Raw genomic sequence first — 23,613 nt, 5'->3', positions numbered from 1 at the left:
CAGCTGTATGCAAATGTTTTTGCGGTTTATTCTATTTATCTTGATTTTATTTTTAGAGTAAAGACCCCACCCCTAAGCGTTAGGGTAGGTGAGATGTTTCAGCTTGCTGGAATGAGTTCACTATGAATTTAATTTTCTATATAAGAGATATTCAATTTCTTTAACTTATGCTGTAGAGTTTGTCTCTTAATTCCTAGTTTATCTGCTGTTCTTGTAATATTTCCGTTGCAATTGGCTATTGTTTTACGAATATATTGTTCCTCAATAAAATTCATTCTTTGTGGCAAAGGCATATCCTCCTCTAGTGAAGGAAGTAGATTCTCAGAAACAATATATTCTGAAAAAAATTCTTTTTCAAGTATATGCTCATCTTGGATAAGATTCATTGCCCCCTCTATAAGATTTTGTAACTCTCTAATATTGCCCGGCCATGTATAGTGTAAAAAATCCTTTTTTACTTCCTCAGAAAGTTCTCTCACTTGTTTTTGAAGTTGATGGTTATACTGATGGATAAAATAGTCGGCTAAAAGAAGGATATCTTCTCTTCGTTCTCGAAGGCTAGGAATATTGATACTAATTACCTTCAGTCTATAGTATAAATCTTTGCGCAGTATCCCCTCCTCAACTAGTGCAGAGGGGTTTTCATTTGTAGTGGCAATAATCCTAACATCTATAGGGATATCTTTTAAGCCTCCTATTCTTCTTATATATCCCTCCTGCAAAACCCTTAATAGCTTCGCTTGCAATTGCAAACCCATTGCATTGATTTCATCCAATAAAATTGTTCCTCCTGAGGCTTGTTCAAAAATTCCCGGCCGATCAATGGCACCGGTGAAGGCACCCTTCATTGTTCCAAATAGGATGCCTTCTAATAAGCTCTCTGGTAAGGCAGCACAATTTTGAGCAATAAAGGGTTTTTCACATCTGTTGCTATGGTAATGGATACTTTGAGCAAATAGCTCTTTACCTGTGCCGGTTTCCCCATAGATCAAAACACTAGAGGCAGAAAAAGCTGCCCGTCTTGCCAGCTGTATTGCCCTTTTAAAATTTATATTTTGACCGATTAAATCATCAAAGGTATATTTTTTTATCTTGCCCCTATTCTCAGAAGGTTTTATTAGTTTTGCTTGTAACCTCATGATTTCATCAGATAGCCCTTTAATCTTTGTAATGTTTTTAGCAATCTCTAATGTACCGATCTTCTGATTTTCATAATATAAAGGTATGGTGGTGTTAATGGTACTAATTTGCTTTTTTTGATTATTTAAATAGATCTGCCCTTGGTTATAAATAGGTTCTTCTGTTTTTAACACCTGCAATAGGGTGCTAGTTTCATGATTTAGGCTTGGAAATACATCCAACAAACTTTTTCCCATAACCTCCTCTGTCTTCATCCCCTCTAGTTCTGCCATAGCCTCATTGTACAAAATGGTGATACCTTCATTATTAATGACATGTATACCTTCATCAATGGAGTGCAAAATTTTTTGCAGTATAACCATTAACGTTCGCTTTGTTATCATTTTCTCTTCTCCCCTATGTTGCAGATATTTAATTCAAGTATATCTATAGCATAACAAAAACCTATAAAAACACAAGGCATCTTTATAGGTTTTTTGTATTTTTGTATTATTTATATAATGCAAACTGGCTGCAAAGCTCATGAACCATTTGGGAGGCTTCCTTCTCCTTCTCAAGACTGCTTATGATTGTATACATAATTTCAGCAATTTTTTCCATGTCTTTTTCCTTCATGCCCCTTGTGGTTACAGCTGGCGTACCTATTCTTATTCCACTGGTTATAAAAGGACTTTCTGGGTCAAAGGGAATTGTGTTTTTGTTCACTGTTATTCCCACTTTTCCTAATAGCTTCTCCGCATCCTTCCCAGAGATCTTTTTATTTCTAAGGTCAATAAGCAGCAAATGGTTGTCCGTACCTCCAGAAACTAAATCAAATCCCCCCTGTTTCAACGCTTCACCTAGTTTTTTTGCATTTTTAAGAACTTGTTCTTGATACACTTTGAATTCGGGGCTCAAAGCTTCCTTAAAGGCAACCGCTTTAGCTGCGATAACATGCATTAAAGGGCCTCCCTGTATTCCAGGAAAGATAGCTTTATCTACCATCTTCGCATATTTTTCTTTGCAAAGGATAGCGCCTCCTCTAGGTCCTCTAAGGGTCTTGTGGGTGGTGGTAGTCACAAAGTCCGCATATTGGCAAGGATTTTCATGAAACCCAGTGGCAATTAAGCCAGCAATATGGGCCATATCTACCATGAAGTAGGCTCCTACTTCATCAGCAATTTCTTTAAACCTTTTAAAATCAATTTTTCTTGGATAAGCACTGGCTCCTGCAACAATTAACTTTGGTTTTTCCTCATGGGCAATTCTTCTAACCTCTTCATAATCAATCATTTGTGTCTGCCGATCCACACCGTAGTCGATAAAGTTATAATATACGCCTGAAATATTCACGGGACTTCCGTGGGTTAGATGTCCTCCATGAGACAAGTTCATGCCTAAAACTTTATCCCCTGGTTGCAGGATAGCAAAATAAACCCCTAGGTTAGCATTTGAACCAGAGTGGGGTTGTACATTAGCGTGTTCTGCTTGAAATAGTTCCTTTAGACGCTCCCTAGCCAAATCCTCAGCTATATCTACCACTTCACAGCCTCCGTAATACCTTTTACCTGGGTAGCCCTCTGCATACTTATTTGTTAGGTAACTTCCCATGGTCTCCATAACAGCCATAGAAGTAAAATTTTCAGAAGCTATTAATTCAATGTTTTTGCTTTGTCTGTCTTTTTCTTTTTGTATGATTTCATAAATATCCGTATCTTGTGCTTTAAGATGCTGAAAATCCATCAAGTATTCTCCCTTCAATATATATTTTCCAAAAACCATTTTATAAAATAAGACGATTAAGATTATCATATCCTAATAAAGAGATTTTTAACATATTTTTAAGAAAAACTTCGTTACTTACTGGTATATATTTGATATAATAATAGTATTTTGGAGGTGATGTGCTGTTGCAAATTAACAGGAAAAAAGTTTTAGTATTGGCCCTCTATGCAGGAGAAATTATGTTGATGAATGGAGCAGAAACTTATCGGGTAGAGGATACTATAATAAGATTATGTAAATCTAGAGGTTTCTCTTATGTAGAAGTCTATGTTACGCCTACAGGATTTTTTGTTTCCGTAGACACTAAGGGAGAAGAACAAAATGGAATTTTGTCCTATACAAAAAGAATTAAATCAAGGGGCATTAATTTAAATAAAGTAGCTCAGGTAAATGATTTCTCAAGAAAATTTGTTGAAAGCAATATGTCTGTAGAGGAAGGAATGAAGATTTTAAAAGAAATCCATGATTTACTGCCGTATCCTCATTATGTTCATGCTCTATTTGGAGGACTGGCCAGTGCCTTCTTTGGTCTTTTGTTTGGAGCAAACCTGCTAGAGTTTTTTAGTGCTTTTTTTACAAGTATTTTAGTCACTTATACATTAAAGGTATTGACTAGTATTGAATTTTCTCCTTTTCTTACCCATATTTCTGGAGGAGTGGTAGCAGCTACTATGGCTATTCTACTTTCATCACTGCATCCTTTGATCGCTACTGATAAGGTAATCATTGGAGCTATTATGGTAATGGTACCTGGAGTCGCTATCACAAATGCTGTTAGGGATTCTATTGCGGGAGATTTAGTATCTGGATTGGCAAGAGCTACCGAAGCCCTAATTATTGCCACTTCTATCGCTTTCGGTATAGGATTTATTTTAAAACTCTGGACTTTTATCACAGGAGGTACTTTACTATGATGTATCTCAAGAATTTTGTATTTGCTTATATTTGTACAATAGGTTTTGCTATTCTTTTTAATGTACCAAAATCTTCTTTGACTAAATCTGGATTTGCTGGTGCTTTTGGTTGGATTATTTTTATCCTTATTAATAATACTTTTAACTCTGTAGTAGTATCTACCTTTATTGCTTCTTTTATCATTGCTTTGATTGGTGAATTCTTTGCTATCATAGGAAAGCAACCTATCACTGTATATATTATACCAGGCATTGTTCCTCTCGTTCCAGGATTTGGCCTATATTACACAATGCTTTCTATTTTAGAAGAAGATTATGAGTTAGCTATAAGCTATGGAAGTGAATCTTTGCTAATTGCCATGGCGATTGCCGGTTCTCTGACCATCGTACTGTCATTAAATTCCTTTAGAAAAAGAAAGAAGATCTAAAAACTTAGATCTTCTTTTCTTCGTTAAGAACAATTTCTGTAATGATAGGTACATACTTTCTTTTGGTTTTTAGATCTTTTTCTTTTCTTTTAATGCCAATAAAAGCAGCTGCCATAAATGTGAATCCAATGAAGGCAGTAAATATTTCTGTATATTTCTTAACCCCAATCATAGGCAATAAGCTGCTGCTTATTGCAATACCCAGCAGTAAAGTGAATAACGGAATAATATATACGATGAAGGCAGCAGCTAATACATTTTGCCCCTCCATATCCACCTCTACCCGCTGTCCGACTTGAGCTTTGACTTGATTAATTGCTTCTATTTCCATTTTCATATCTTCTTGACCCATCTTACATGCATTACAGCTGCCACAACTTGAGTGTCTTTGCATTAATACTTTAGCGGTTGTATCTAATACTTCCGTAACTACACCACATTGTTTCATACTATAACCCCCTTTAAATGTACTCGCATATTACCTTTTACTGATTATATTCCCAATTTATTAAATCTCTAACAACTACAGATGCAATAATTAATCCTACTACCGAAGGTACAAAGGCCACACTCCCTGGGATTTGATGTCTGACAGTACAGGTTCTGTCTTTATTAGGACATATACAATCAGTTTTACAGTCGCTGTCAATTTGCTGAGGCTCCATAGGCTTTTCTTGAGAATATACTACTTTTAAACTTTCTACACCTCTTTTTCTCAGTTCTTTACGAACCGCCTTTGCCAAAGGACAGATAGAGGTATTATAGATATCATCTACGACAAACTTTGTTGGATCCAGCTTATTACCTGCTCCCATACTACTAATAATAGGTATATCTTTTTCTTTACACCGTACAATTAGATCTAATTTTGCCGTAACCATATCAATAGCATCAATGGCATAATCATACTGCTGAGATAACAATCTTTCTGCACTTTCACTATTATACAATTCTTTAAAAACAGTTACTTCTGCCTTGGGATTAATATCAAGAATTCGTTCCTTCATCATCCCTACTTTAGACTTACCAACAGTTGAACGTGTTGCATGGAGCTGTCGATTAATATTCGTTAAACATATATCGTCATCATCTACTAAAACAAATTTTCCAACCCCAGTTCTAGCCAGCGCTTCCACTGCGAAAGTCCCTACACCTCCAATGCCAAAAACTGCAATATTACTTTGTTTTAGTTTCTCTAACCCCTCTGTACCAATTAAAAGTTCTGATCTTGAAAAAGGATGTAACGCCATTTCTATTTTTCCTCCTAGTCCTTGCTTAAAAATAGTTTATTTACTTTAACTTATATATTTACTCAACTTGCGCAATTTTATAGCCGCTTCAAAAGAAAGCAAAAAAATTCGTAACTCAAATGTTGGTACATACTTGATTTTTACCACTACATCAAATAACTGCACAGCTCAAAAACTTATAGCTGTGCGCCCTTAAATTTTAATATACTAAAGGCTACATTTGCAGCCCACGGTTTTTGGGCGAAACCGCAGACCGTGTATATTAAAATTTAACTTTAGAGGCGCGCATCTATCGTACTATAAGCTAATGTCTATGATATATAAATAATATTTTTCTGTCAACCTTTCCCTGTACTATAAAAAAAATTCCTATGAATAGGAATTTTTTATTGGTCTATCAGTAATTTTACCCACCATGCCGTGATTCGAGTGTTTTGAAACCTGCGCTAGCAGGTGGGCCTTCTGTTACTTACTTCTTAAGTCCTCATAAAAAGGCATTTATTCCATAAATAAACTCGAAATCCCAATGTAAATATGTTGGCTCAAAACATGGTCGAATTCACGCACATAGCAGGTGTCTAGTAATATCATAGCATATTTTAAAAGATAATTCAATGAATCATTGTTTTTGTGGACTTTGAATTTGCTGAAATAGCGTCTCACTAGATTCCCCAATCTTCAGCTTTGGTTGCAATCCTCCACTGATTTTATTATGTTCTTTAATCATTTAAAATATAACAGGGATATTTTGCTTTTTGAAGCAATATCTTCATCCTAGTCTTTTCGACTTTATTCCAGACTTACATCTGTTTCTGGAAGCATTTCCTCTACTGTTGCTAGGATTTCTTCAAAATCCTCTAGAGAAATTTCGTTTAAAATTTCTTCAAAGTTCCCATCAAAAATTTTATTTAAAATTTCATCAAATTCTCCATTAAGAATACTATTTAAGATATCTTCAGCATCATCACCAAAAATTTCTTTTAAAGTGTTTTCAAAATCCCCATCGAAAATTCCATCAAAGATATTCTCAAAATCTTCTTCAGAAATTCCTTCAAAGATATCCTCAAAAATTCTTGTAAACACATTATCTAATGTAACTACAGCCTCTGCCCTTGTGATGTTGTTGTTACCCTTGAAGGCTCTCTCTTCGCCTTCTTTATATCCCGTCATAAAACGGGCTTCCACGATTGCTCCTACATGCCCCTTAGCCCAATCAGAAACAGTATGAATATCTGTAAAAACTTCAACAGCTTCAGGATTTTGTTCTAATTCAAAGATTTTGCTAAGAATAGTAGCTACTTCTTCACGGGTAATGAAGTTTTCTGGCTTCATCATCCCCTCACCATACCCAGAAATATATCCCGCCGCCACTGCTTTTTTCACGATAGGTGCATACCATTTATCAGCATCTACATCAGCTAAGTAAACGTCTGCCTCTGCTACTTCTTCACCTGTTATGTCTTCATAGAAGGTTTTATTCATTAAAGACATAAATTCCGCTCTAGTGATATTATTATCAGGCTTAAAGGTATCCCCATACCCTCTAACAATATCCATCTCAGCCCACTCAATAATTCTTTCTTCTGCCCAATGCCCTTGAATATCATTGAAGTTGATGCCCTCATTAGCAAATGCCATTCCTACTGATGTAAGGATCATTACTGCCACCACTAGGAAACTTGTAAGCTTCTTTGCTGCGATATTTCTTTTCATCAAAATCCCTCCGTTGCGTATATACGCTTAGTTTTTATGTCCACAGACTCCTACCCTTTGATATCTCCAATGAATATGCAGATCTATGGGCTATAGCGAATAAAAGTCCATCAAAAATATTCTACAGAAAATTCTTTGAAATTGCAACGTTTATCGGGAATCACTACCAATGAAAATAGTGGGAAACGGTGCATTAAAAAACACAAAAGGAAAGATCTGAGACCTTTCCTTTTATAAAAATCTATCTAAGAATTTTAATATATTAAGGGCTACGTTTTTCTAACCAAGAATCAAATCCTATATCCTGGCTATTAAAGTTCAAGTTTTAAGACATATATCTATATATCTTACTTTGTTTGAACCTCTATGCTTAATTCCTTTAACTGTTTTCCATCCGCATAGGAAGGAGCATTTGTAAGGGTACAAGTAGCATTTTGGGTCTTTGGGAAAGCAATGACTTGGCGAATATTTTCTTCTTTTGCTAAAATCATTACCAATCGATCTAGTCCATAGGCAATACCACCATGGGGTGGCGTACCATATTTGAAGGCTTCTAATAAAAACCCAAATTTTTCCCAAGCCTCTTCTTGGCTAAATCCTAAAACCTTAAACATTTTCTGTTGTAACTCAGTGGAATAAATCCGAATACTTCCTCCGCCAATTTCATGACCATTTAACACGATATCATAGGCCTTTGCCCTTACTTTTTCTGGTGCTGTATCTAATAATTCAAGGTCCTCCTCCATTGGAGATGTAAAAGGATGATGTTTTGCTACATAACGATTTTCTTCTGCATCATACTCTAGCAGCGGGAATTCCGTTACCCATAAAAGTTTATATTCATCATTATTTAATAAGTTTAATCGTTTTGCAACTTCAAGCCGTAAATGTCCTAATGCATCATAAACAATCTCATGTTTATCTGCTACAAATAGTAATAAATCACCAACTTTGCCATTGGTTTTATTGAGAATTTCCGTCATTTCTTCTTCTGTAAAAAACTTTCCTATAGGAGATGTGATGCCTTCCTCTGTAATTTTAATCCATGCAAGTCCTTTAGCACCATAGGTTTTTGCTATATCTTCCAAAGCAGTAATGTCTTTTCTGCTAAACTTTTCTCCATGACCGTCAATATTAATTGCTCTTACTGAGCCTCCATTTTCAATAGCGGCAGAAAACACTTTAAAACCACAATTTTTTACTACCTCAGAAACATCCACCAGTTCAAAGCCAAATCGTACATCTGGTTTGTCAGATCCATATCTTTCCATAGCTTCTTGATAGCTTATCCTTTGAATGGGTAGTTCTATGGTAATATCCATAGCCTCTTTAAAAATCTTTTTTAACAGCCGTTCATTCACCTCTATGATATCTTCTGTATCTACAAATGACATTTCACAGTCGATTTGTGTAAACTCCGGCTGACGATCTGCCCTTAAATCTTCATCTCTAAAACATTTTACAATTTGAAAATACTTCTCCATACCAGATACCATTAACAATTGTTTAAATAATTGTGGAGATTGTGGTAGTGCAAAAAACTTTCCAGGATTCACTCTACTGGGCACCAGGTAATCTCTAGCACCTTCTGGCGTGGGCTTTGTCAACATAGGGGTTTCTATTTCTATAAAACCCTCCTCAGCTAAGAAGTTTCTCACAACATTCGCTACTTTTGATCTAAAAATTAAATTCTTTTGCATGGAGGATTTTCTTAAGTCCAAATATCTATATTTTAACCTTAAGCTTTCTGAAACATCATCATCATCTTTAATGTAAATAGGTGGTGTTTCAGCAGTACTTAATACCTGCAGCTCTTCTGCAAATATTTCAATCTCTCCAGTGGGCAGGTTAGGATTGATAGATTGTCTCTTATAAACCTTACCTTGCACATTGATAACATATTCAGATCCTAATGTTTCAGCTTTAGTAAAAGCTTCCTGTGAAATGTCCTTATCAAAAACAATTTGTACTAAGCCAGATCGATCTCTTAAATCAACAAAGATAAGACCTCCTAAGTCCCTTCTTTTTTGTACCCATCCACTTAAAATCACATTTTCTTCTATATTTTCTCCTGTCAAGGCACCACACATATGGGTTCTCTTCAGCATCTTTGAAATCATTTTCCCATCTCCTCTAAATCAACTGTTTTTTCTTTCTTTGTACCATCTCTTCTACACGCTCTATATACTGTTCTAGGTTTTTAATATTCGGTACTCTTTCTAAGCGGTTTTCTTTAGGAAATACAATTTTAGACACAGCGCCTGCCCCCATAGCTATAATCGTCTGTTTTTCCTCCATGATTTGAATATTGTAAATACATTCAAATCCCGCTTTCCCATAACCTATATTTTCTAAGTTCCCTACCATATGTTTTTGTCTATACATATAATAGGGGCGTAATCCCATTTGTCTAGCATACCTTTCCGTCATCTCTAACATTTCTATTATCTCAGGATTTTTTTGTTCTTGATGATACTGCTGTTCTTTTAACTTAGAAGCATTTTTTATTGCTAGTGTATGTACTGTTAGATTACTAGGAGAAAGCTTTGTAATTTCTTCCAAAGTATTTTGGATCATTTGAAGATTTTCTCCAGGTAAGCCAATAATCATATCCATATTTATATGATAAAAACCTACTTCTTGAGCTAATCTATATGCCTCTATGGTTTCTTTTACAGAATGACTTCTACCAATTTCCTTTAATGTACAATCATTCATGGTTTGTGGATTGATACTAATACGCGTCACGCCACTTTTTTTGAAAAACAATAACTTTTCCTTGTCAATCGTATCCGGTCGTCCTGCCTCCACAGTAAATTCCTTTAAGCTAGATAGATTAAAAGATGCGGCAATTTCATCAAACAGCTTAGAAAACTGTTTTATGCTTAATGTTGTAGGCGTACCCCCACCAATATAAATTGTCTCAACTTCTTTTCCCTTTTTATTTAATATTTCAGCAGTGCCTTTGATTTCCTGACATAAAGCCTCCACATAGTCATCCACGTATTTACTAAATTGTTCCAAGGGGTTAGAAGGAAAAGAACAGTATATACACCTTGTAGGACAAAAGGGAATGCTGACATAAACACTTATTTTATTTTCATTAATTGGATAAATGTATGCATGTTCTATCTTGGCAACCTCTAGTAGTAGTAATGCTTTTTCCTTCACTATAAAGTAGTCTTTCATAAGTTTATCAATGATTTCTTGATCTTTCATGCCCTTTTCCATAAACTCATGAACAATTTTTGTAGGGCGTATTCCTGTTAAAAACCCCCATGGGAGGTTTTTTTTCTTTTCTTTCTGCAGAAGCTGAAAAACAGAGACTTTTATCAGCTGTTTTGCAATTTTTTTCATATCATCCCTTTTCTCTAGTGAGATAGCTTTTTCAAAGGAAGTAATATGATTGTTTATATTTATCATAGTATGTGCTGTAAGCAAATCACCTTGCACCATTATCTTGCTTACTATGCAATCTTTTTCTGCTGTAATGTCAAAAGTATCTTCACTATGGAAAATAGCAATATCTTCTGCATCATAAAACAACTTTAATAGTTCCTTAACTTCATAGTCATAGCTATGACCTATTAATATGACTTTCACCATTGCAATGAACTCCTGTTAAAAATTTCTTTTTTAAAGCTAGTATAACCTTTCGTTTCTAGGAGTATACTTTGTCCACTATTTGATATAAGGGTTTGTTGTTTTTTCTACGCCTATTTGTGTAGCAGGACCATGTCCTGGGAAAACAGTTGTATTTTCATCTAAAGTCATTAATTTATCTTTAATTGACTTAATAATTTGTTGATGATTTCCTCCATCCAGGTCTGTTCTACCTATAGAATTTGCAAACAATGTGTCTCCTGTAAGAATGATATCTTCTATATGTATACAAACACACCCTTGCGTATGTCCTGGGGTATGAATAATGTTTAATGTCAATTCTCCTACTTTTAGGCTGTCTCCTTCTTCAAGAAAATGATCTGCTGTCATTTCTATCACTGGTCCCCCCATTCTAGAGGAAAAGTTTTTGTTACTGTTCTGTAGCATAGCATGATCTTCTTCATGGAGGTAAATAGGCGCATTCGTTTTTTCCTTGAGTTCTTTCAATCCACCGATATGATCCCCATGACCATGGGTTAGTAGGATATATTTTAAATGTAACCCTTTATCTTCTAACACCTTGAGGATTTTGTCAGCATCTCCGCCTGGATCAACGACTGCTGCCTCATCGGTTTTTTCATCTCCTATAATATAACAGTTTGCTCCATAAACACCAACGGATAGTCTTTCTAAAATCATCGTTAATCTCCCTTTCTTTAAAAAGTTTTTTTGCTATCTATTAACATGGTAACAGGCCCATCATTGATAGCATGAACCATCATATGGGTTTGGAACACGCCTGTAGCTACTTCTATTCCCTGATTTCTGCAATAGTCTACAAACATTTCATATAATTTTTCAGCTTCTTCTGGTCTTCCTGCTTCAATAAAGCTAGGCCTTCTACCTTTTCTGCAATCCCCCATAAGCGTAAACTGAGAAACCACTAATAACTTTCCTCCAACATCTATTAGAGATAAATTCATTTTGTCATTTTCATCTTCAAAAATTCTTAAATTGGTTATTTTTTCTACCATATACTTTATATCATCTATCGTGTCTTCGTGACCTACCCCTAGATATACTAACAATCCTTTTTGAATTTCACCGGTTATCTGACCTCCTACTGTTACTTTACCTTCAGAAATTCTTTGTATAACTGCACGCATAATGTCCTCCTTCTCTTAGGTAATTACTCTAAATACATCTAAAACCCCTTTAACCCGTTTCAACTTTTCCATCAATTTATTTAGATCCTCAATGCTGGTGACTTCTAACACAAGATTAAGCACTGCCACCCTCTCTTTGTTTGTTCTGGCGTTTAAAGCATTTACCGTTACCTTACCCTCTGATAAAACATGAGTAAGTTCTGAAAGCAATCCTTTACGATCTGTTGCTTTAATTTGAATTTCTACTTGGAAGGAAATAGGCTTACCTACATCCCACTCCACATCTATAAAGCGTTCTGTTATTTCGTCATTTCCCAGTAAATTAGGGCAATCTTTTCTATGAATAGAAACTCCTCTTCCCCTAGTAATATAACCTACAATCTCGTCACCAGGAACTGGATTACAACAACGGGAAAAACGCACCATAATATTATCTATGCCTTTAACCTTTACCCCTTGACTTCGTTTAGACTTATTCTTATTATCCACATTTCTAGGATTTGTGGGTATCTCTTGTGCTTCTTGGGGAGAAGGACTTTCTTTTTTTATGTTATCTTTTATTTTAGGTATAACCTGTGTAAGAGTGATACCACCATAACCAATAGCGGCATATAGATCCTCTTCATTACTTAGGCTTAATTTTTTAGCAATGTTATTTAGTAATTTTACCTGTAAAGCTTCTGTAGTATTTAGTCCCTGACGTCTTACTTCTTTTTCAAGGATTTCCTTTCCTCTGCTTACATTTTCTTCTCTGCGTTCTTTTTTAAACCACTGTTTAATCTTTGTCTTAGCTTGCGAACTCTTTACAATTTTTAACCAATCTCTACTAGGGCCATTACTATGCCCGGATGTTACTACTTCAACGATATTTCCATTTTTCAACTTATAGTCAATAGGTACCATTCTTCCATCTACTTTGGCACCAACACATTTATTCCCTATATCAGAGTGAATTTTATATGCAAAATCAATAGGCGTTGAACCGTTTGGTAAATTGATGACCTTACCCTTTGGCGTAAAAACAAAAACCTCATTGGTAAAAAGGTCAATTTTTAAAGATTCCATAAATTCCTTCGGATCCTTTGTTTCCTTTTCCCATTCTAACATCTGTCTTAGCCAAACCAATTTATCATCTATATCTGCCTGTTTATCTGTAATCTTGTTCTCCTTATACTTCCAATGGGCAGCAATACCATATTCGGCAATTTGATGCATTTCCCAGGTTCTAATCTGTATCTCAAAGGGTTCCCCTTTAGGACCAATGACAGTGGTATGCAGGGATTGATACATATTGGGTTTAGGCATAGCAATATAATCCTTAAATCTGCCAGGTATAGGCTTCCACATGGTATGTACAACACCTAAAACCCCGTAGCAATCCTTTACATTATCTACTAAAATTCTCACTGCTAAAAAATCAAATATTTCATCAAAGGATTTACCCTGATAGGTCATTTTTCGATAAATGCTATAGAAGTGTTTTGGTCTACCGGAAATTTCATTTTCAATATCAAATTCTCTTAGCTTGGTTTTCAGTTCTTTTATCACATGATTAATAAAATCTTCACGATCTTTTCTCTTCTTTGCTACCCTTTCAACTAAATCATAATATCCCTCTGGATCAATATACCTTAAACATAAATCCTCTAATTCCCATTTGATCCTTGAAATCCCCAACCGATGTGCAATAGGAGCGAAAATTTCTAAAGTTTCAAGGGCTTTTTCTTTTTTCTTTTCATCCGTCTGATACTTAAGTGTCCTCATATTATGCAATCTGTCTGCCAATTTAATGAGAATAACCCGAATATCCTTTGCCATGGCTATAAACATTTTTCTTAAGTTTTCTGCTTGCCTTTCCTCCTTTGATTCAAAGGAGAGACGGGTCAATTTAGTAACCCCGTCCACCAATTCAGCTATCTCTTCACCAAATTCATCTTTTATTTTTTCATAGCCATAGCTCGTATCTTCAATAACATCATGAAGTAAACCAGCCGCAATAGTTGTACTGTCCATTTGTAATTCAACTAATATCTTAGCTACTTCAACAGGATGAATGAAATATCTTTCCCCTGATCTTCTAAATTGCCCTGCATGTGAACTTTCCGCAAAATTATAGGCTTTTATAATAAGCTCCACATCACATTGAGGGTTATATTCTTCAATCATTGTTATTAAATTTTCCAACATCATTTATATCACCCTCTTCAGTAGCATTATTGAATAAGTCTTATAAAGACTTTTACTTAAGCGTCATAGCTTACTAATGTTTTGACATGATAGGATTTTAACACATCTCTTCCCTTTAAAAAGGCTAGTTCTATCAAAAAGTTGATAGACACCACTTCTCCTCCTAAAGCCTCAATTAACTTTGCAGTGGCTAGCACAGTCCCGCCAGTTGCCAACAAGTCATCTAGAATAGCTACCTTTTGTCCTGGCTGAATGGCATCCTTATGAATTTCTAACACATCAGAACCGTACTCCAGCTGATATTCATAACGCATGGTTTCATGAGGCAGCTTTCCAGGCTTTCTAACTGGAACAAATCCTGCGCCTATTTTGTAGGCAACAGGAGCCCCTACTAAAAATCCTCTAGATTCTGGACCTACAACAATATCTATCTCTAAATCTTCCAATTCTTGTGCTAATTTATTTACCATATATTGAAATGCATCTTTATCTTGCAGTAGTGTTGTAATATCTTTAAAATTAATGCCCTCTTTCGGAAAGTCTTGCACTTCTCTTATTTTTTTAGACAAATCCATTTCTTCTACCTCCTTGAATGTGAAACTTATGATTGTATTTAAATGGTTCTTTTTTCAAAAATATATTTTATGCAATAATACTATTATATATTTTATATCGAATTTTATCAATATTTGTATTTATAACAATATGTATCTCATCCTAAAATGTTACCTATCTAAAAAAAGGTATCAGCATAAAAACATATTAACGATAATTTTGAATCTGTAACTGCAGAGATTTTCTGCCCATATATTCATTAATCGTAGGTGTATATAGAATATCCAACGTTATCTCGTTGGCTGCTCCCTTAAGAAGTTTTTCTAATGCAGCCTCCCCAAATTTAGTAATGATAGTAGTTTTAAATTCTTCTATATCCCCAAAGTATATACCTTCTAGTGTTTTGCCATTTTTATCTATTGTAAGTTTTAAGACATGATTCTTAGCGCCTAAAATTATAGCTTTTTTGACACCTATATTTTTCTCTCCAAATAAAGGTTTGCTATTTCCTTTACCAAAAGGCTCTAAACGTTGTAGTTCTTCTATTAAGTCAAAAGAAACATATTCTAAGGGCAAGGGCATATCAATATAAATTTTTGGAATCAAGTCTTCTTCTGTCAAAACAGTTTGCCTATTTAATCTCTCTCTTAAAGCCTTAATATTAGAGCCCTCTAAAGACAAACCAGCCGCCATTGGATGCCCCCCAAACTTAGTAAGTAAGTCTTTACATTGCAACAGTTCTTCAAACATATTATACTTATCTATAGATCTTCCGGAGCCCTTCACACCCTCTTCAGCATTGGTTAAAAGTATGGTGGGTATATTGTATTTATCCTTTATTCTCCCTGCTATGATGCCAGCAATACTTTCATGAATTTCAGGTTGATAAAGTACAAATACTTTATCCTTTTTATGACCCTCGTTTTCTATAGTTTCTATAGTACTTTCCACACCATTTAAGGTCATGAGCTTTCTTTCTTCATTAAGTTGGTACAATTCTTCAGCAAGTCCCTGTGCTTCTTCTTTATTACCAGCAAGTAATAATTCTAAACCTTTTTTAGCAGTATCTAATCTACCAGAAGCATTTAGACAAGGACCCATCACAAAGCCCAATGCATAAACAGTAAGTTTCTTCTTTTCTAAGCCAGTTTTGCTGATCAAGGCCCGTAAACCAATATTTTGTGAATCCTGTAACATTTCAAGGCCATTTTTTACAAATACTCTATTTTCGTCCACTAAATCAACCACATCACAAACAGTAGCAATGGCTACAAATTCCATCAGCCTATAGCTCTCCTGCTTCGCCATCCCCATCATAGCAAATAAAACTTCAATAAATTTAAATGCCACTCCTGCACCACATAAATTTTTAAAAGCATAGTTGCATTCTATTTGTTTAGGATTAATAATGGCATCCGCCTCTGAAGTTAAAAATTTTCTATTGCCTTTATCATCAGATTCAAATGGCACATCATGATGATCTGTTACAATCACGGTTAAACCTAAGTCCTTTGCATACTTTATTTGTTCTAAGGCAGAAATGCCATTATCACAAGTGATGATGGTATCCACACCATTATTTTTAGCATTTTCAATGATTTTTTTATTGATACCATAACCATCGTTGATTCTATCTGGTATCTCATAGATAACATCTGCCCCACATTTTAGTAATGATGTATAGAGGATATAGGTGCTAATAATACCATCTACATCATAATCTCCTACAATTTGTATTTTTTTATTATGCAATATTTTATTGGTTACAATTTGTACAGCTTTTTCTAAATCCTTCATGTCCTTAGGGTCATAAAGCACCTCTATACCGGGATCAAGAAATCGTTTCATATCTTCATAGTTTTCAATTCCTCTATTAACCAGTAACTTACATAAAACCTGGCTTACCCCTAAGTCTTTAGACATTTTTTTAAAATCTGCTTTTGTATTCTTCAACATCCATTTTTCCAATGATCCCCCTACCTTTCCTTATTATCTATAAATATAGACAGTCTACAATTTCACCTTCAGTTACAGTATTAACTCACTTTTTTCGCAGGCTGCTTAATAATATAGAAAGAATAATTCCCAGTCCTAAAATACTTGCTAAAAGATAACCTATAATGCCAAACAAGGAAACTCCCCATAACATAGGCCCGCTAGCACTTTGAATAATTAAAGAAGAGCCTACAATAAGTGCTGAACTAATCAAGCTTAAAGACAGCTTGTTGGTCATCCTCGTTAATTCATCCTGCAATTTTTCAAAACCTATCTGTTCCAATTGAAATTTAATTTGATTGCTTTCTATCTTTTTGATTAAATTTCTTATTTGCTTGGGCAAATATTTAATACCATATAATATTTCTTCTGAATAATCCTTCATTTCCCCTATTAAATTTTTAGGATGAAATCTATCTAAGTAAATTTCTTTTACAACATTTTTAGAAATTTGTGATAAGCTAAATTCAGGATTTAAGAATTTTACACTGCCTTCCAAAGTAATAATTGCCTTCAATAACACCGTAAATTGTGAAGGTAGTTTAATTTTATTTGTATAGGCTATCTCCATTACCTTTTTTAAGGCTTCCCCTAAATTTAGTTTACTTAGGGGCATATTGTAATATAAATTAATTAAAAAAGAGATATCCTCTTTTAATCTTCTTATATTAGTATCAGGAGCTAGTGCATCAATTTCCATTAAAATATTCACGATTTTTTCCACATCTCTTCTAGTGGCTGCTGTAAACAAATTAGAAATAAAACCCATTGTGCCTTTATCTAAATAACCTACAACACCAAAGTCTATGAAAGATATTTTAGAAGACCCTACAGCAAAGATATTTCCTGGATGGGGATCTCCATGAAAAAACCCATGAACAAACACCTGCTTCATAAAACAGTTGGCAGTAATTGTAGCAAGTTTTTCTAAATTCCAGCCTTTTGCCTTTAAGCCCTCACTATCCATAATTTTTATACCATAAACTCTCTGCAGTGTTAATACTTTCTTTGAAGTAAAGTCCCAGTAAACTTTAGGTATGTAAATTTTATCATCACTTTTAAATTGAGAATAAAACTTCTCAGCATTTCTTCCCTCTAGGGAATAATCCAATTCTTTTGTAATAACATGACTAAACTCATCTACAATTTCAAGAAGATTATAGGGCTTTTCTTTGTCCATATGCTCATCCAATAAGCGCGCTAAATTAAATAATATATCTAAGTCCCTTACAATGATTTCATGAATAGAGGGCCTTTGAATTTTAACAACTACCTTCTCCCCTGTTTTTAAAGTTGCTTTATACACTTGTCCTATCGATGCAGATGCGATAGGAGTTGAATCAAACTCTTTAAAACAAGCTTCTATGGGAAGTTTCATTTCCTTTTCAAATAGATTTTTTGCTATTTCAAAGGGAAAGGGGTTCACATCATCCTGTAGCTTTGCTAACTGACTCACCACTTCTTCAGGAAAGATATCTCTTCTGGTACTCATAATTTGGCCTAATTTAATAAATGTGGGTCCTAGTTCTTCACAGGCTAGCCTTAGTTTCTCTCCATCGGTTAATTGCTTCTCATATTGTTTTATATTTAATATAAATTTTGGTATATAGCCTTTTTCACTTAGCTTTTCTGCTGCAAAGGTAAAACCATACTTCACAAGCACTTCACCAATTTTCTTATACCGCCTCAAGTTTTTATATCTTGTTCCAATTCCCACCATATCACCAACTCCAAAGATTCCTCTTATCTTTTACCTGCCTTTTGGTAAAAAAAGGGTAATAATACTTATCTTTGTATTATTACCACATTTTTTTAATCTATCTATCTTTGCAATCACCAAACTATTGTTTTTTATTCATGACTTGGCTTATAAGATACTCTTTTATTCTTGCGTTCCTTAAGCATAACCCAAACTGGAGATGCTATAAAAATGGAAGAATAGGTACCACTTAGCACCCCCGCAATTAATGGTAGGGCAAATACTTTGATTTGTTCTACGCCAAATATATACAAACAAACAATCGTAATCAATGTTGTCACAGAAGTATTAATAGAACGACTAATTGTTTGAGCAATACTATTATTCGCCACTTCGGCAAAATTAGATTTCTTTATAAATCTTAAATTTTCTCTAATTCTATCAAATACCACAATGGTATCATTGATAGAATACCCTAAAATCGTAAGCATAGCCGCTACAAAAGGACTGTTTACAGGTACTCTAAAGATGGAATACACCGCTAAAACGATTAATATATCATGAAGCAAAGCTACAATAGCTGCTAGACCAAACTTGAGCTCAAATCTAAAGGTAATATAAATTAACATACCAATAGCGGAAATAATTACAGAAAGAAAAGCTCTATTTTGAATTTCCTTTCCAATAGCAGGTCCAAACTGTTCTGCTCTTAATGGTTGATTTTCTTCTAAATCATATTTCTCTTTAAAGGCATTAAAAATTTCTGCCCTTGTATGACTGTCGAAATCCTCTATACTTCTCATTTGAATAATTGTTCTATCTGGTCCCAACAGATTAATGCTGGCATTCCTATCGTATTCATTAGTAATTTGCCTTATTTCTGATACTTCTACCTGCTGATGCAACTCTATTTCCATTAAAGTTCCGCCGGTAAAGTCAATCCCTAAATTCAATCCTCTTGCAAGACCCATCACAAGCCCTATAATAATGATTATACTTGATATAGAAAACCATATTTTCCTGTTTTCAATAATTTTCATTTTCTTTCCCCCCTTATGCACCAAACAACTTGCTGTTTTTAGTTAAGTCCATTCCTACAACTAGTTTTAGCAAGAACTTTGTAATAATAATGGCTGTAAACATACTTACTACAATTCCTATAATGAGAGTTAATGCAAAACCTCTGATAGGTCCTGTACCAAATTGATATAATACAACGCCTGCAATAAGGGTAGTGATATTAGAGTCTAAAATCGCTCTTGTAGCTCTTTTAAAGCCAGCATCTATCGCTGAACGAATTGTTTTTCCAGCTCTTAATTCTTCTTTAATTCTTTCAAAAATAATCACATTGGCATCCACCGCCATACCTACTGATAAAATTAAAGCTGCAATACCCGGCAGAGTCAGTGTAGCATTTAAAGCAACAAAAATTCCTAGTACTAAAAGAACATAAATAGCTAGTGCAATATTTGCTACGAAACCAGGAACTCTATAGAAAAATAACATAAATAATAGCACTAATACAAAGCCAATGGTAGCTGCAGTGATACTTCTTTCAAGTGCATTTACCCCTAATGTTGCCGTGATTGTTGAGGTTTGCACTTCTTTAAGATTAACAGGCAATGCTCCCCCGCGGATTAAAGCTGCTAATTGCGAAGCTGATTCTACTGTAAAATTCCCGCTTATAAAAGCATTACCATTAGGAATAGCATTTTCTACTACTGGAGCAGAGATAATTTCATCATCTAAAACAATGAAAATCGGTTCACCTATATGCGCCGCTGTAGCATCTGCGAAGTTTTTGGTACCCTCACCATCAAATTCTAAACTAACAACAGGACTACCTTGTCCATCAACAAAGGTTGCTTCTGCTTTTCTTACATTGGTTCCTGTTACAACAGTCTCCCCATCTTGGGTGATAAATTGTAGTTGTGCAGTTTTACCAATCATATCCAAAGCTTCTTGAGCATTTTCTACGCCTGGTAACTCAACACGAATTCTATAATCTCCCTCTCTTACAATGGAGGGCTCAGTAAGACCCATAGCATCTACTCTGCGTCGAAATACTTCTATCGTTTGATTAATAATTTGGTCTAATTCTCTTCCAGTTTCATCTGTTTCTGCTTCATAAACTACATAAACGCCGCCCTTTAAATCTAGTCCTTGATTAATGGCTTCCTGCATTGGCTTTATTGTCATTTCACCTATCTGTAAACCATTTAATGCAGTAAATCCTGCCATACCAACAACTGCAATAATTAGAATAAATACTATTGCATTCTTTAACTTCACTGACTATTCCTCCTAACATGAACTTAATCTTAATTAGAGCATTATACAATAACTATAATTATATACGGTTGGGACTTGTCCGTCAACAAACTGATTCTTAATTTTATTTTGTTTTATCATAGTTTTCTTTTAGACATAAGCGCTCCTCCTGTAAGAGATTACCTAGTCGGACGCTTCTAGCTTATAAAAGATGTTTCGCTAGATCTTGTGTTCATTGGCATATTTTACATAGCCTTCAGCTGAGTCCCGCAAGCCCTTTTTCTCTTCTTCCGTCAGTTCCCGCACCACCTTTGCCGGAGAACCTATCGCTAATACCCCTGAGGGAATTTTTTTCCCAGGAGCTACTAGACTACCAGCACCGATAATCGTCTCACTTCCTACTTCTGCTCCATCCAACACAATGGCTCCCATACCGATCAATGTGCAGTCTCCTATGGTGCAGGCATGGATAATGGCGTTATGCCCTATTGTCACATAATTGCCTATAACCGTAGGATAAAGATGACTTATATGTACCACTGAATTATCTTGAATATTGGTACTTTTTCCAACCTTGATATAATTGTCATCTCCTCTAAGTACAGTTTTGTACCAGATACTTGAATCCTCACCAATTGTTACATCTCCTATAATATCTGCGGTTTCCGCGATAAAACAACTTTCATGGACTTTTACTTTTTTATTTTTTAAATCTTTGATCACCACTATACCTCCTCCATCAACCTTGCCTGAATCATTAATGCACATTCAATACGTTTTTTCTCCATTTCGCATCCAACTTTATAAGGCGTATAGATACTTTTATTAAAGTTATAAGCATTAGCATGGCAGCCTCCGCTACAATAAAACTTTGCCCAACACTGTTGACATGCTTCTTTATGATAAACATGGGCATTTGAAAATTCTTTATACATAGACATATCTAAGCTGTTGTCGTTGACATCACCTAATTTAAAGTTTTCATCTCCAACAAACTGATGGCAAGGATATAATTCTCCTTCAGGGGTAACCGCCAAATACTCTGCTCCTGCGCCACAGCCCAACAGCCTTTTTATAACACAGGGACCTTGATTTAAATCAATCATAAAGTGGAAAAAATTAAAGCCTTTCCCTGCCTTATTTCTTTTTATACATTCCTCTGCTAAGTATTCATATTCTTTAAGAACCTGTGGTAAATCTTCTTCGTTTATAGCATAGTCATTTTCCTCTGTTGCCACCACTGGCTCTACTGAAATATGTTTAAAGCCTAAATCAGCTAAGTGCAACACATCCGCTGCAAAATCTAGATTATGGCTGGTAAAGGTTCCTCTGACATAATAATTTTCATGATTCCGTAGTGCTGCCATTTCTAGGAGTTTAGGAATAATAATATCATAAGTTCCGCCTCCATTTATTGTATATCTCATGTAGTCATTAATTTCTTTTCTGCCATCTATACTTAAGACAACATTATGCATGTTTTTGTTAATATAATCCATGGTGTCCTTATTCAATAAAACCCCATTGGTGGTGATTGTAAATCTTATATTTTTTTCGTATTTTTTTTCTTGCTGTCTACCATAATCAACAATCTCTTTGATCACCTCAAAGTTCATTAAAGGCTCTCCACCAAAAAAGTCCACCTCTAAGTTTCTTCGTCTACCGGAGTTCTCTAATAAAAAGTCAAGAGCTTTTTTACCTACTTCTGGCGTCATCAAGCTCCTTTCTCCTTTAAAATCTCCTTGTGATGCAAAACAATACTTGCAACGAATATTACAATCATGTGCTATATGCAAGCACAAAGCCTTTACAACAGTTTCTCTGCTTTGAAAAGCTTCATGTTGTAGATAATTTTCTTTGGAAAACAATAAACCATTGCTGATTAAACTATCTATCTCGTCAACCGCCTCTGAAATTTTTTCATCACTATACTTGTCCTTCAACAGAGGCATTATTTTTTCCTTTGTATTTTCAGGATAATAATCTAACACATCATAAACCAATTGATCTACCACGTGAACAGCACCACTATTTACATCTAACACGATATTTACATTTCCTTGAGAAAATTTATGAATCATTACAATAAAGTGCCCCTTTCTTAATTCAGCTATCCATATCTATTTTATATAATTATTTAATAATATTCAAGAAAAAACAGCAGTGAATATATACTGCTGCCTTGTTTTATGTATTGTATTATGCTTTTATTGATTTTCGCACTGTTGATTCGCAACTGTACAAGAAGTTTTGCAGGCTGATTGACAAGATGTTTGGCATTCGCCACAACCACCTTTTACAGCACTTTTAGATAAATTGGCTCCAGTTAATGTTTTAATATGCTTCATCATTAAGACTCCTTTCCAATATAATGTCCCATAAAATTATATCACAATGCATAGAGAAAAAAAAGAAATTTATTTCATATTAATTCCTATCATCCCACCAATCACACCAGCCACCATACTAATAAATATTCTAAAATAAGCAATACGATCCACAATATAACCTGTAACAAAAGCTTTGCTTAGCAGAATAAGTATAAAAATATATAAAATACCGATTAGTCCACCATGCAGCCAACCTTTTTGCTTAATGTGTATTGCTACATAAATAGCAGCATAGGCTATACTTACAATCATAATCACAGATGTTAATACGGGAATAATGTTTTCACCTAATCCTGTATATGTAATCAATATAGCACCTAATAAAAACAGTGCCAGCGATATAATATATCCTCTCACTAGTCCTTTCCCATAGATCCATATATTAAAGCCTCCCGTGATACCGCTTTTCATTCTAACACCTCCATAGTGGTTTTTATAAATAAATATGCATCTATGGAGTAAATATTCCCTTAGAATAGCAAATCCCATAAAAATAAATAAAGTAGTGGAAAATCCACTACTTTATTTTAAAAAAGAA

21 protein-coding genes and 1 other RNA gene are annotated in these 23,613 nt (G+C 34.7%); 2 read left to right on the top strand and 20 right to left on the bottom strand.

Annotation, left to right across the window (positions count from 1 at the left end; translation table 11 throughout):
- Positions 1-128 precede the first annotated feature (128 nt).
- Both BJL90_RS14505 and BJL90_RS14500 read right to left on the bottom strand, forming a co-directional pair.
- A complete protein-coding gene (locus tag BJL90_RS14505; RefSeq protein WP_070969472.1) occupies positions 129-1,523 on the bottom strand; it encodes a sigma-54 interaction domain-containing protein in 1,395 nt (464 codons plus the stop codon).
- A 106-nt stretch (positions 1,524-1,629) separates the two neighbouring features.
- Complete coding sequence (locus BJL90_RS14500) at positions 1,630-2,862, bottom strand: serine hydroxymethyltransferase (RefSeq protein ID WP_070969470.1); 1,233 nt, start codon at positions 2,860-2,862, stop codon at positions 1,630-1,632.
- A gap of 161 nt (positions 2,863-3,023) precedes the next feature.
- On the opposite strand from BJL90_RS14500, the gene BJL90_RS14495 reads away from it, so the two are divergent.
- The gene (locus BJL90_RS14495; protein WP_236904923.1) at positions 3,024-3,818 is read left to right on the top strand and encodes a threonine/serine exporter family protein; all 795 of its coding nucleotides are present in this window, start codon (positions 3,024-3,026) and stop codon (positions 3,816-3,818) included.
- On the top strand, positions 3,815-4,246 hold the full coding sequence (locus tag BJL90_RS14490; protein WP_070969467.1) for a threonine/serine exporter family protein: 432 nt from the start codon (positions 3,815-3,817) through the stop codon (positions 4,244-4,246). Before BJL90_RS14495 ends, BJL90_RS14490 begins: the two co-directional genes overlap by 4 nt.
- A 4-nt stretch (positions 4,247-4,250) precedes the next feature.
- On the opposite strand, the gene BJL90_RS14485 is transcribed toward BJL90_RS14490, so the two are convergent.
- The 18 genes from BJL90_RS14485 to BJL90_RS14400 form a co-directional block, all read right to left on the bottom strand.
- The gene (locus BJL90_RS14485; RefSeq protein WP_070969464.1) at positions 4,251-4,694 is read right to left on the bottom strand and encodes a SoxR reducing system RseC family protein; all 444 of its coding nucleotides are present in this window, start codon (positions 4,692-4,694) and stop codon (positions 4,251-4,253) included.
- A 37-nt stretch (positions 4,695-4,731) separates the two neighbouring features.
- Positions 4,732-5,496, bottom strand: coding sequence for a tRNA threonylcarbamoyladenosine dehydratase (locus BJL90_RS14480; RefSeq protein ID WP_070969461.1), 765 nt, complete (start codon positions 5,494-5,496; stop codon positions 4,732-4,734).
- A gap of 403 nt (positions 5,497-5,899) precedes the next feature.
- A non-coding RNA gene (gene ssrS / locus BJL90_RS14475) (6S RNA) lies at positions 5,900-6,076 on the bottom strand.
- A gap of 209 nt (positions 6,077-6,285) precedes the next feature.
- Positions 6,286-7,209, bottom strand: coding sequence for an S-layer homology domain-containing protein (locus BJL90_RS14470; RefSeq protein WP_070969458.1), 924 nt, complete (start codon positions 7,207-7,209; stop codon positions 6,286-6,288).
- Between the two features lie 347 nt (positions 7,210-7,556).
- Positions 7,557-9,329: an aspartate--tRNA ligase gene (aspS, locus tag BJL90_RS14465; RefSeq protein ID WP_156778816.1), complete on the bottom strand. Its 1,773-nt coding sequence runs from the start codon at positions 9,327-9,329 to the stop codon at positions 7,557-7,559.
- A 13-nt stretch (positions 9,330-9,342) separates the two neighbouring features.
- On the bottom strand, positions 9,343-10,815 hold the full coding sequence (hemZ, locus tag BJL90_RS14460; RefSeq protein WP_070969456.1) for a coproporphyrinogen dehydrogenase HemZ: 1,473 nt from the start codon (positions 10,813-10,815) through the stop codon (positions 9,343-9,345).
- Between the two features lie 75 nt (positions 10,816-10,890).
- Positions 10,891-11,511, bottom strand: coding sequence for an MBL fold metallo-hydrolase (locus tag BJL90_RS14455; protein ID WP_070969453.1), 621 nt, complete (start codon positions 11,509-11,511; stop codon positions 10,891-10,893).
- A 17-nt stretch (positions 11,512-11,528) separates the two neighbouring features.
- A complete protein-coding gene (gene dtd, locus BJL90_RS14450; protein WP_070969450.1) occupies positions 11,529-11,978 on the bottom strand; it encodes a D-aminoacyl-tRNA deacylase in 450 nt (149 codons plus the stop codon).
- A gap of 15 nt (positions 11,979-11,993) precedes the next feature.
- Positions 11,994-14,165: a RelA/SpoT family protein gene (locus BJL90_RS14445; protein WP_070973257.1), complete on the bottom strand. Its 2,172-nt coding sequence runs from the start codon at positions 14,163-14,165 to the stop codon at positions 11,994-11,996.
- A gap of 56 nt (positions 14,166-14,221) precedes the next feature.
- Entirely contained in the window at positions 14,222-14,740 is a 519-nt protein-coding gene (locus tag BJL90_RS14440) for an adenine phosphoribosyltransferase (RefSeq protein ID WP_070969447.1), read from the bottom strand.
- Positions 14,741-14,927: 187 nt separating this feature from the next.
- Positions 14,928-16,688: a single-stranded-DNA-specific exonuclease RecJ gene (gene recJ / locus BJL90_RS14435; RefSeq protein ID WP_472234732.1), complete on the bottom strand. Its 1,761-nt coding sequence runs from the start codon at positions 16,686-16,688 to the stop codon at positions 14,928-14,930.
- A gap of 73 nt (positions 16,689-16,761) precedes the next feature.
- Positions 16,762-18,435: an ABC1 kinase family protein gene (locus tag BJL90_RS14430; protein WP_070969444.1), complete on the bottom strand. Its 1,674-nt coding sequence runs from the start codon at positions 18,433-18,435 to the stop codon at positions 16,762-16,764.
- 131 nt (positions 18,436-18,566) lie between these two features.
- Complete coding sequence (gene secF, locus BJL90_RS14425) at positions 18,567-19,454, bottom strand: protein translocase subunit SecF (protein WP_070969440.1); 888 nt, start codon at positions 19,452-19,454, stop codon at positions 18,567-18,569.
- 13 nt (positions 19,455-19,467) lie between these two features.
- A complete protein-coding gene (secD, locus tag BJL90_RS14420) occupies positions 19,468-20,706 on the bottom strand; it encodes a protein translocase subunit SecD (RefSeq protein WP_070969438.1) in 1,239 nt (412 codons plus the stop codon).
- 198 nt (positions 20,707-20,904) lie between these two features.
- On the bottom strand, positions 20,905-21,408 hold the full coding sequence (locus BJL90_RS14415; protein WP_070969435.1) for a gamma carbonic anhydrase family protein: 504 nt from the start codon (positions 21,406-21,408) through the stop codon (positions 20,905-20,907).
- A gap of 2 nt (positions 21,409-21,410) precedes the next feature.
- Positions 21,411-22,766: a thioether cross-link-forming SCIFF peptide maturase gene (scfB, locus tag BJL90_RS14410; RefSeq protein ID WP_156778815.1), complete on the bottom strand. Its 1,356-nt coding sequence runs from the start codon at positions 22,764-22,766 to the stop codon at positions 21,411-21,413.
- Positions 22,767-22,892: 126 nt separating this feature from the next.
- Positions 22,893-23,036, bottom strand: coding sequence for a six-cysteine ranthipeptide SCIFF (gene scfA / locus BJL90_RS14405; RefSeq protein WP_472234731.1), 144 nt, complete (start codon positions 23,034-23,036; stop codon positions 22,893-22,895).
- A gap of 66 nt (positions 23,037-23,102) precedes the next feature.
- Positions 23,103-23,486, bottom strand: a complete 384-nt coding sequence (locus BJL90_RS14400; RefSeq protein ID WP_070969425.1) for a TIGR04086 family membrane protein — start codon at positions 23,484-23,486, stop codon at positions 23,103-23,105.
- Between the last annotated feature and the right edge of the window lie 127 nt (positions 23,487-23,613).

Origin of the sequence: Clostridium formicaceticum (assembly GCF_001854185.1) — a bacterium.
GTDB classification, from domain to species: Bacteria; Bacillota; Clostridia; order Peptostreptococcales; family Natronincolaceae; genus Andreesenella; species Andreesenella formicacetica.
The sequence above is the reverse complement of the archived record's forward strand: the minus strand, read 5'-3'. Positions and strand labels throughout refer to the sequence as shown.